At 61.0% G+C, this 9,433-nt stretch carries 9 protein-coding genes and 1 pseudogene; 1 reads left to right on the forward strand and 9 read right to left on the reverse strand.

Annotated elements, in window-relative coordinates; genetic code table 11:
• Positions 1 to 16: 16 nt before the first annotated feature.
• The 8 genes from EII23_RS08350 to EII23_RS08385 all read right to left on the reverse strand — a co-directional run bounded on the left by EII23_RS08350 (position 17) and on the right by EII23_RS08385 (position 7,204).
• A complete protein-coding gene (locus tag EII23_RS08350) occupies positions 17 to 1,816 on the reverse strand; it encodes a methyl-accepting chemotaxis protein (RefSeq protein ID WP_124792928.1) in 1,800 nt (599 codons plus the stop codon).
• Between the two features lie 92 nt (positions 1,817 to 1,908).
• Positions 1,909 to 2,934, reverse strand: a complete 1,026-nt coding sequence (locus EII23_RS08355) for an ABC transporter ATP-binding protein (RefSeq protein ID WP_124792929.1) — start codon at positions 2,932 to 2,934, stop codon at positions 1,909 to 1,911.
• 2 nt (positions 2,935 to 2,936) lie between these two features.
• Positions 2,937 to 3,761 (reverse strand): VacJ family lipoprotein, encoded by an 825-nt coding sequence (locus EII23_RS08360; RefSeq protein ID WP_260424655.1) that lies wholly within the window; start codon positions 3,759 to 3,761, stop codon positions 2,937 to 2,939.
• Positions 3,745 to 4,377: a phospholipid-binding protein MlaC gene (locus EII23_RS08365; protein ID WP_124792930.1), complete on the reverse strand. Its 633-nt coding sequence runs from the start codon at positions 4,375 to 4,377 to the stop codon at positions 3,745 to 3,747. Before EII23_RS08365 ends, EII23_RS08360 begins: the two co-directional genes overlap by 17 nt.
• Positions 4,378 to 4,830 (reverse strand): outer membrane lipid asymmetry maintenance protein MlaD, encoded by a 453-nt coding sequence (gene mlaD / locus EII23_RS08370; protein ID WP_124792931.1) that lies wholly within the window; start codon positions 4,828 to 4,830, stop codon positions 4,378 to 4,380. It lies immediately after the preceding gene.
• 99 nt (positions 4,831 to 4,929) lie between these two features.
• Positions 4,930 to 5,784 (reverse strand): ABC transporter ATP-binding protein, encoded by an 855-nt coding sequence (locus EII23_RS08375; protein ID WP_124792932.1) that lies wholly within the window; start codon positions 5,782 to 5,784, stop codon positions 4,930 to 4,932.
• Between the two features lies 1 nt (position 5,785).
• The gene (locus EII23_RS08380; RefSeq protein ID WP_124792933.1) at positions 5,786 to 6,523 is read right to left on the reverse strand and encodes a YebC/PmpR family DNA-binding transcriptional regulator; all 738 of its coding nucleotides are present in this window, start codon (positions 6,521 to 6,523) and stop codon (positions 5,786 to 5,788) included.
• 78 nt (positions 6,524 to 6,601) lie between these two features.
• Positions 6,602 to 7,204: an RlmE family RNA methyltransferase gene (locus EII23_RS08385; protein ID WP_124792934.1), complete on the reverse strand. Its 603-nt coding sequence runs from the start codon at positions 7,202 to 7,204 to the stop codon at positions 6,602 to 6,604.
• A gap of 159 nt (positions 7,205 to 7,363) precedes the next feature.
• On the opposite strand from EII23_RS08385, the gene EII23_RS08390 reads away from it, so the two are divergent.
• Positions 7,364 to 9,016, forward strand: a complete 1,653-nt coding sequence (locus EII23_RS08390; protein WP_260424657.1) for a glycosyltransferase — start codon at positions 7,364 to 7,366, stop codon at positions 9,014 to 9,016.
• Positions 9,017 to 9,348: 332 nt separating this feature from the next.
• Here EII23_RS08390 and EII23_RS08395 read toward each other — a convergent pair.
• Positions 9,349 to 9,433: pseudogene (locus EII23_RS08395) on the reverse strand (IS5/IS1182 family transposase); the annotation flags it as partial.

Raw genomic sequence — 9,433 nt, forward strand, 5'->3', positions numbered from 1 at the left:
ATTTTCCTGGCAGGGATTATTTCTTGATATCCGCGATCAGGGCGGTCAGGCTGCCTGCCTGTTCCTCCAGATCGGCCACGGCCCGTGTGGCATTGCGCATGGCCTGTGCTGTCTGGTCCGCCATGTCGTTTGTCCGGGTCAGGGAGCGGTTGATCTCCTCACTGGATGCGGACTGCTTTTCGCTGGCTGCCGCAATAACCTGAACCTGCGTGGAGGTCGCGTCAGCGGTAGAGACGATTTCCTCCAATGCCCGGCCCGACTGCTGTGCATAGTCCGTGGCCCTGGTGATTTGCTCAAAGGCAATATCCATGGATTCCACGCTCTTGGCAGTGCTTTGCTGGATGGCTTGAATGGCTTCGCTCACATCATGGGTGGAAGTCATGGTTTTTTCGGCCAGCTTGCGCACTTCATCGGCCACCACCGCGAAGCCCCGCCCCGCCTCTCCGGCGCGGGCCGCTTCAATGGCGGCGTTGAGAGCCAGCAAATTGGTCTGGTCGGCAATATCCGAAATGACGTTCATGATGCGGGTGATAGCCTGGGAATGCTCGTTGAGTTGGGCCATATCGTCCTTGAGCATGCCCGCCACCTGCTGCACTTCCTGAATGCTGCGCAGGGACTGGAGCACAATGTCCGCGCCGTTCTGTGCGCGTTCCCGCGTTTCCGCCGAAGCCGATGAGGCCGCGGCGGCGTTGTGGGCCACTTCCTGCACGGTGGAATTCATGTCGTGCATGATTGAGGCGGCTTCAGCCAGATGCTGCGCCGATTGCGTTGCGCTTGCATCCGCCTGACGAATCTGGGCCGAAATCTGCGATGCGGCGGAAGAAACCACCTCGCCCACAGCTTCCAGTTTTTCCGCTGCGGAAAACAGGGTTTGCGCCTTGTCGCGGGCTTCCCGGCTGGCCTGTTCCGCGCTGATCCGGGCGGCTTGGGCCTGCTGGCTGGCCATATCGGCGGCACGGCTTTTTTCTTCGGCATGGCTGATAAGGCTTTTCAGCTTGTCCACCATATCCCGCAGGGCCTGCTCCAACACGCTGACCTCATCCCGGCCCGAAGGCGTGATGACGCGGTCAAGATTGCCGGAGGAAACATCGTGGGCGTGCGCGGTAACGGCAGCCAGCGGGCGGGTGATCGAGCGGACCAGAAACCAGGAAAAGGGGAGAAAAAGCAGCAGCAAGACTGCCAGAAAACCGGAACCATAGGCCGTGAGAGTGCTCGTGAACAGGGCGTTCATGGCCGCGTACAGGCGCGATTCTTCCTTGTCCACATTGTCAATGTACACGCCTGTGCCGATCCAGAAGGGCGTTCCCGCAATATTTTCCGCATAGCCCAGTTTGAAAACATCCCCTGCGCCGGGCTTGGGAAAAACAAAGTCCACAAAGCCGCCGCCGCTGGCGGAAACCTTGCTCAATTCCGCCACATAGCGCACTCCGCGAGAGTCCGCGGTATTGGCCAGGTCTTTGCCGAGAAGTTTTTTCTGCGTGGGGTGGGCCACGCAGACAGTGCCTTTGTACACATAAAAATATCCGGAAGAGTCGTCTTCAAAGCGCGATTTTTCCACAAAGTCCGCAATAATGCGCAACTGCTCGTCTTCCGGCTGCCCATGAGTCATGGCTGCGAGCCCCAGCGCGGAAGAACGGGTGACATCCTTGATGCGGGCGCGCTGGGCATCCAGAAGCTGCTGTTTTGCCAGAGCCGTGCCTTCATGAATGATATTGCCCGTCATCAGGCAGGAAAGTCCGGCCATGGCCGCAATCATGGCAACCGCCAGAGTGACGAAAAACACAATGCGACCGGCTATGCTGAATTTTCTGAGCATCTTTCCCCCCGGAGTTGCGAATGGCGGCCATGCGGCAAAAAAATACCGTCGGGCACAGGCACAGAACCATATCGGCGGGCAAAGCGAAAAGTTTATGCCCCGCCTGTGGGGGCAACCTCCCGCCAGCAGGCCACACTGTGCGGCCCGGCGGTACTGGCCGGGGGCATGGCCTGTGTACACTGGTCAAGGGCTTTTGAGCAGCGCGGATGAAAGGGGCAGCCGCCGGGCATTTTGCCGAGAGGCGGCACACTGCCCGCAATGGCAGGCAGGCGGGAGAGACTGCGGGCGGCAAAGCCGGGAGCTGCCTGCAAAAGTCCTCTGGTGTAGGGGTGCCGGGGCCGGGCAAACAACTCCCTGGCCGGGCCGTATTCCACCAGCCGCCCCGCGTACATGACGCCCACGGTATCGGCCGTTTGTGCGGCCACATGCAGGTCGTGGGTGATCAGCAGCACAGCCATGCCGCGTTTCTGGCGGAGGTTTTCCAGAAGGCGCAGGATCTGCCCCTGAATGGTGGCGTCCAGAGCGGTGGTGGGTTCATCGGCCAGCAAAATGTCCGGACCGCAGGCCAGAGCCATGGCGATCATCACCCGTTGGCGCATGCCGCCGGAAAGCTGGTGCGGGTAGTCGCCGTACCGCTGCGCGGGGGACGGGATGCCCACATCCGCAAGTAGCGAGGCAACTTCCCGCCTGGCCTGGCTGCGTGAGAGCTTCAGGTGCAGGCGCAACGGCTCGGCTACCTGCTCGCCGATGGTAAGCACCGGATTGAGCGAGGTCATGGGTTCCTGAAAAATCATGCCTATTTGCCGTCCCCGGACGGTGCGCATGGCTTTTTCCGGCAGATCCGGCAGGTTGACGCCACGCAGCAGGACGCGCCCGTTCAAAACCGCATTGTCCGGAAGCAGGCGCAGCACCGCTCTGGCGGTCAGGCTTTTGCCGCAGCCCGATTCGCCCACAAGGCAGGTGATGCCGCCGTCGGGCAGGCTGAGGTTCACATTGCGGACAGCGTGCAGGGAACCAGCGTCTGTTCTGAAAGTAACGGAGAGGTCTTCCAGGCGGAGCAGGGGAGCCGGGTGGCCCGCGGTATCGTCATGAGGCAGGGAAGGGCTTGGGCCGCTCATGGTCAGCGCAAAACCTGGGTTCTGCGAAAATTCACATAGGCTTCGCGCATGGCAATGTAGGGGTCGACCGCTACTGTCTTCAGGTCGCCATAGAGCGGCAGCACGTCATCCAGAGAGTTGAAACGCAAGCCCCCTTCCACGCCGCTGGCCAGTTCCCACGGATTGACGTAGAACAGCGGATCCGCAAAAAGGTCGCCCACGCGGCCAACGGTATCGCGCAACGAACTGGGGCCAATGAGGGGCCAGACGATGTAGATGCCGTGCCCGATGCCCCAGCGCCCCAGTGTTTGCCCGAAGTCTTCGCCTGTGGGGTCCACGGGCACGATGGTCTTGTGCCGCGCGGCCACATTGGCAAAGCCCGCGCTGGTGGTGGTGTTGATGACAAAGCGGCCGAATTCCACCCCGGCCTCAAAAAAGCGGAATTGCAGGATATTGTTGATAAAACGGACAGGGAAGAGCAGGTTGTGGAAAAAGTTCTTCAGCCCGCCGCGCAACTGGTGGGGGGTGACGAAAACCCAGGCATCGTAGGCTGGTTTGGCAATATACAGAAAAAAGATGTCGTTGAAGTGAAACCAGAAGCGGTTCCACGGCTCCAGAGGGTCCGCAATGGCGCTGATGGGTTCACTGTCGTAGTCGTCCAGGCTGCTGCCAGCGGGGGCCACCGTGACGGCACCGGGTGCCAGCAGTGGGGCGTTGCCGTAAACAACCGAAGGAGCAGGCTCCTGCCTGGCGGCATGGGCGGGGCTGTGCGCAAGGGCACACAGCAGAGCGAAAAAAAGGACGAATGGCAAAAGACGCGCCGGGATGAGCTTATTTGTCATGAGCATTCTGCGCTTCCTGTGCCTTGGCCCGCACTCTGGCGATCAACTGGTCAGGACTGGCGCTGTTGAGGATGTCCTGAAATTGCGTGCGGTAGTTTTTGACCAGGCTGATGTTTTCGATCAGCACGTCATACACGAACCATGTGTTGTTTTTGGGCAACATGCGGTAGGCCACGGGGATTTTTTTCCCGTCTTTCATGGTGACCACGGTCTGCACTTCGGTGCGGTCGCCCTGGGGGGAACGCACCTCCCCGGAATAGAATATCTGTTCGCCGTTGTATCCGTCGATTTTGCTCAGATAGGTGTTGATGAGCAGATCCGCAAAGGCATCGCTGAAGCGTTGCTGCTGATCCGCGCTGAATGTGCCCCAGCGCGGCCCCACCGTGCGTGAGGAAAATTCCTTGAAGTCAAAAATATGCAAAACTTCGTCTTCAATCTGCTGTCGCAGGGGGGGGCGGGTAACAGGGTTGACGTAGTCCGGGTTCTTGATCGCCGCGAGAATGCGCGAAATGGAAGTTTCCAGAGCCTGTCTGGCCGGGGATGCGGCCGCAGCGGGCAGGGAGAGCAACACCAAGGCCAGGGCCAATGCCAGTCCGGCGAGGGGCAAAAGGGAGCGGCGCATTTATTTGACACCTCCAAAGGCGTACTTGCCGATCAAAGTTCCCAAGTCTACGGCGGACTCGGTTTCGGTGATCACATCCCCTGCTGCCAGGATTCTGTCCGATCCGCCGCGCGAGAGATCGATATATTTGTCGCCAATAAGGCCGCTGGTGCGGACAGAAGCCATGCTGTCGTCGGAAAGCTTCGGGTCTTCATGCAGGCGGATGCGCACCACAGCCTGATTGCGCACGGGGTCGGGATCAAGGCGGATGCTCACCACCCGCCCCACAGGAACCCCCGCCATCTCCACATCAGCGCCCACCCGCAGGCCGGAAACAGAGTCGAAATAGGCGGAAAGCTCGAAGCCGCGGTCGCCGAAGACCTCCATCTTTCCGAGCTTCACCGTCATGTAGGCGACACAGGCAAGGCCCAGAAGAACAAAGAGGCCCACGGCCGTTTCGCGGATGCTGTTCATAATGTGCCGGCTCCTTTGCGCATGCGGACAGACCTGTCAAGTATATGTATGCCGCAGAGAAATTTCAAGCTGTTGGCTCCGGCCTGTGGGCACGCAGGGTCAGCGTTGCAGCCATTGTTCCAGCGCCGTCGTGACGGCAGGGGCCTGGGGCGTCCAGCCGCCGTCCTGCACTTCTCCGGCTTCGCGCTGCAAAAACTGTCGCAGGTAGGGATCGGGGCTGGCTTCCAGTTCCGCAGGTTTTCCGCAAAACAGGGCGCGACCCTTGCCCAGCACCAGCACATGATCCGCAATGGTGCGCAGGCTGGCAAGATCGTGACTGACCACCACAGTTGTCATGGAGGCATACCGCCTGCTCATGGAGAGCAGCAGGGCGTCCATGCGCGCGGCGGTGACAGGGTCCAGCCCGGACGTGGGCTCGTCGCACAAAAGAACGCGCGGTTCGGCCACAATGGCGCGTGCCAGTCCCGCGCGCTTGCGCATGCCGCCTGAAAGCTGGTTGGGATAGAAGTCGGCGAATTCTTCCAGCCCCACCATGCGCAGAGCCCGCAGCCCGGCTTCGCGCACAAGGCTTTTGGGCAGGCGCAGATGCTCGCTGAGGGGCAGGGTCACGTTCTGCACCACGCTCAGGGAGCCGAGCAGGGCTCCGTCCTGAAACAGCACACCCATCCTGCGGCGCAGGCGTCGGAATCCGGTTTTGCCCAGAGAAAAGATATCGGCGCCGCCCAGCAGGAGCGTGCCAGCCAGGGGGCGCGTCAGGCCGATGATGTGACGCAGCAGGGTGGACTTGCCACAACCGGAACCGCCGAGGATGACGGTAATCCTGCCGCCGGGCAAAACGGCGGTGATGTCGTCCAGCACTTTGTGCGTGCCGTAGCCCGCGCTCAGGGCGCGAAATTCGATATCCCAGGGCCGGGTGTTTCCGCCGCCGGAATCATGAATATTTTCCGGCAGCATGTCAGCCTGCGGGCATGTCGTCGGGAAAGTCGACATTGGCATAAACATTCTGCACGTCGTCATTGTCGTCCAGAGCGTCCATAAGGCGCAGCACCTTTTGCCCCGTGTCGGCATCCACCGCCGTCAGATTTTGGGGCACCTGCGCCAGAACCGCCTCCTGCATGACGATATCCGCCGCTTCCAGCGCATCGCGCACAGTGGTAAAGTCTGTCATGGCTGTATGGATGACCCATGTATCGCCTTCGTCCAGCACATCTTCCGCACCGGCCTCCAGAGCGGCCTCCATGATCCTGTCTTCGGCATAGGCGGCCTTATCCACGCTGATCACGCCCTTGCGCTCAAACATCCAGCCCACACTGCCGTTTTCGCCCATGCTCCCGCCGTGCTTGGAAAAGAGATGACGCACCTCTGCCACGGTGCGGTTCTTGTTGTCCGTGGCCACTTCCACCATGATGGCAATACCGCCGGGGCCGTAGCCTTCATAAAAGCTTTCGGTCAGATCTCCTCCAGCGTCTTCTCCTGTGCCCTTGCGGATGGCCGCGTCAATTTTGTCCTTGGGCAGGTTGACCGTCTTGGCTGCGGCAATAGCCGCCCGCAGGCGCGGATTGCCAGCGGGGTCGCCGCCCGCCTTGGCCGCGATGATGATTTCCTTGGCGGCCTTGGTGAACGCCTTGCCGCGCTTGGCGTCCTGCCGGCCTTTGCGGTGCTGGATATTTGCCCATTTGCTGTGACCCGCCATAGACAGAACCTCCCGAAAATTGATGCTGCTGAAAAGAATTATGATTGCGTCCGCCGCGCCAAACGGGGCTGCCGTCGATCAGTCTGGAGTGCTTTTCTGGAAATCGATCCCCACAAGGAAGGTCTCCTTGCTTTCGGAGCGCGAGCTTTTGGGTTTGAAGGACGTGACCGAGGCGAACCTTTTGCGCATGGCAGTCAGCAGGCTTTGCACGTCCGGCCCCATAAATATTTTGACCACAAAGTTGCCCCCTTTTTTGAGGCGCAGGCAGGCCAGGGCCAGAGCTTCTTCGGCCAGTTCCAGCGAGCGGGCCTGATCCGTACAGCGTATGCCCGTGGTGCGGGGGGCCATGTCGCTCAGTACAGCGTCAAAGGGGCCGAGCGCGTCCAGCCGGGCTTCAAAGTCCGCAGAGCGGTTGAAGACATCTTCCTGTATGAAAACGACCTGTGGTGGAAAAACTGTGTCCACCGCCTGAAGATCGCAGGCCAGCACAAGCCCGTGTGGTCCGATTTTTTCTGCGGCGTCCAGAGACCAGGAGCCGGGGGCAGCTCCAAGATCGAGCACTTTTTGCCCCTTGCGCAACAGGCGGAATTTGGCGTCAAGCTCCTTGAGCTTGTAGACCGAGCGCGCGGGATAGTTCTCCCGTTTAGCCTTGAGAAAATAGTGGTCGCGGTACTGCTTCATGAAGCGTGCTTGCTGTCCGGGTTTGCGCGCCGCTGCGGGCAATGCCCTGCAGGGCTGAAAAATATAGTCCATTTTTGTCCGTTCGCCAAGTGGGCACAGGCCGTGTTCTGCACATTTCCGCATTGACCCGTAGTGGAGGGCTGGCTATGTTTTGTGAGCATGACTGCCGCGTACGGCGTGCGGGCATGCCCTTCATTTTTTGCCTGTGTGGCTGTCGCCATGAAAGATTCTTCTCCGCTTTTCCGTTCGCCACGGCGCGTCAGCCTGCCCGATTTTGCGGGGAACGTCCTGAGCCTGCCTGATACGCCCGAAGCATGGTCATGCCAGGGGCAGGGGGACGGTGTGCTCCTGCTGGGCCTCGGCCCCGGAGATCCGCGCGCATTGCCCTGCCTGGAAGGGGCGTCTGCCGTGTTCTGGCTGGAGTCCGGGCGTGTACGCGCGGCCTTGGCGGAGCACCGGAAAGACGTGTTCTGCCCGCCCGCCTCCTGGCAGGAGGTGTCGCCACAGCGCGCAGTGGAGCTGGCTGCCGTTTGCCGGTGCTGTATGTATCGTCCCGGCCTGCGCCTTGATCCTGGTTTCTGGGGGCCGTTGCTGGGGCGGATGGATGCAGCGCGGATTGCCCCTGTGCCGCAAGGGGGGCGCGTGCGGCCCCGCGCCGTGCTTTTGCCCGGATCAGAGCAGCAGCTTCTGCATCAGGAATTGCGTTCAGCCCTGCGCGCTTGCGGCTTTGCCCGTGTACTGGAGGATTTTCCCCGGCCGCCGGAGGGAGCAGGCGGGCAGGACGATGCTTTTGTGGCGGGCTGGCAAAAGATTTTGGCCGAAAACAGGCCGGAACTGCTGCTCTCTGTCAACCTGCGCGGGCTTGACGCCGAAGGGCGGATCTTTGGCCTTTGCCGGGCGCTCGGTGTGCCTGTGGCTCTCTGGTTTGTGGACAATCCCTGGCATGTGCTGTCGGGCGTGCGTTTGCCCTGGTGGCGCGAAGCCTGCCTTTTTGTGACGGACGCCGCCTTTCTGCCCGGACTGCGGGAACAGGGCGCAACCAGGGTTTTTCACCTGCCGCTGGCCGTGGCGCCCCACATGTGGGGCGGCGGAAGTGCGGATTCTTCGAGACTTTTCGCGTTCACAAAGACTCCCCTGTTTGTCGGGCGTTCGGCCTTTCCCGGCCGGGAGCGTTTTTTCGCGGCAGCCCGCGTGCCGCAGGATATTGCGGATCAGGCCCGCCATGTTCTGCATGCCAGCCGGGGGCCGTCCGGGGGGCCCCATTTTTTCTGGTGGCGTGACAGGCTGAATCTTTCCCTGTGGCCCGGCGCGCGCATCCGGCAGGCCGGGCTGGGGGCGGAGGACTGCTCGCGCGACAATCGCCTGCGCTGGCTTCTGGCGTCCGGCGTGGGGCAGGAGGGGGGGGTACGCCTGCTGGGCGACATGGGCTGGCGGAGCATGCTGCCCGGTGTGGAAATACTGCCTCCGGTGGACTATTACGGCTCTCTGCCACAGGTGTACGCTCGCGCGGCGGCTGTGCTCAATGTCACCAGTCTGCTTTTGCCCCACAGCCTGAGCCAGCGCCATTTTGACGTGTGGGCCTGCGGCGGTCTGCTGCTCAGCGATGCAACGCCGGGGTTGGAGATATTCCCGCACGATTTGACGGAGCCAATATGCCTGAACGGGCCGGAAGACTTTTTGCCGCGCTTGGCCTGGCTTGAATCGCGTCCGGAGCAGGCGCGCCAGTTGCGCATGGCGTGGCGGGAGCATTTGCGCTCCGCCCATGAATACACGCACCGGGTGCAGACTCTCTGCGCGGCCTTGGGGCTGTGACCTCTGGCTGTGTGTGGTGCGGAGGAAGCCTGCCGCGCAGGGCCGATGAACCTTAATCGTATTCTCAGCACCAGTCGGAACGTCAAAATCATCGGCCAAAGCCGTACCGTCAAGCAGGGTCGCGCCCAGCAGCATGCCCAGAGCACCTTGAGTCAACTGCATAACATCCTCCTCAAATAATACATAAAATACGCCTTTTTCCGCCCACTGCCGGAAAAGTACATTTTTTCGCCAGCCAGTCAGGAAAGCTCAAGCCTGCGCCTGATGGAGTTCAAAAAACGCCTCGACAATCACGACAGCTATTTTTTCGTATCCACGCTTAGATAGTGTCGTCAAATTATAGTTGCCCACAATGAGATGCACCTGATTTGCACGGCGGCAAGGAAGGAAAGGCTTCGTTTTGCGTAGCGCGTAGCG

It is taken from the genome of Desulfovibrio sp. OH1186_COT-070, assembly GCF_003860215.1.
In the GTDB taxonomy this organism is placed as follows: domain Bacteria; phylum Desulfobacterota; class Desulfovibrionia; order Desulfovibrionales; family Desulfovibrionaceae; genus Desulfovibrio.

Coding starts and splice junctions, on each gene's coding strand:
- EII23_RS08355 (WP_124792929.1), bottom strand. CDS start 2,934: ATGAGCGGCCCAAGCCCTTCCCTGCCTCATGACGATACCGCGGGCCAC.
- EII23_RS08375 (WP_124792932.1), bottom strand. CDS start 5,784: ATGCTGCCGGAAAATATTCATGATTCCGGCGGCGGAAACACCCGGCCC.
- EII23_RS08390 (WP_260424657.1), top strand. CDS start 7,364: ATGACTGCCGCGTACGGCGTGCGGGCATGCCCTTCATTTTTTGCCTGT.
- EII23_RS08380 (WP_124792933.1), bottom strand. CDS start 6,523: ATGGCGGGTCACAGCAAATGGGCAAATATCCAGCACCGCAAAGGCCGG.
- EII23_RS08385 (WP_124792934.1), bottom strand. CDS start 7,204: ATGAAGCAGTACCGCGACCACTATTTTCTCAAGGCTAAACGGGAGAAC.
- EII23_RS08360 (WP_260424655.1), bottom strand. CDS start 3,761: ATGCTCATGACAAATAAGCTCATCCCGGCGCGTCTTTTGCCATTCGTC.
- EII23_RS08365 (WP_124792930.1), bottom strand. CDS start 4,377: ATGCGCCGCTCCCTTTTGCCCCTCGCCGGACTGGCATTGGCCCTGGCC.
- mlaD (WP_124792931.1), bottom strand. CDS start 4,830: ATGAACAGCATCCGCGAAACGGCCGTGGGCCTCTTTGTTCTTCTGGGC.
- EII23_RS08350 (WP_124792928.1), bottom strand. CDS start 1,816: ATGCTCAGAAAATTCAGCATAGCCGGTCGCATTGTGTTTTTCGTCACT.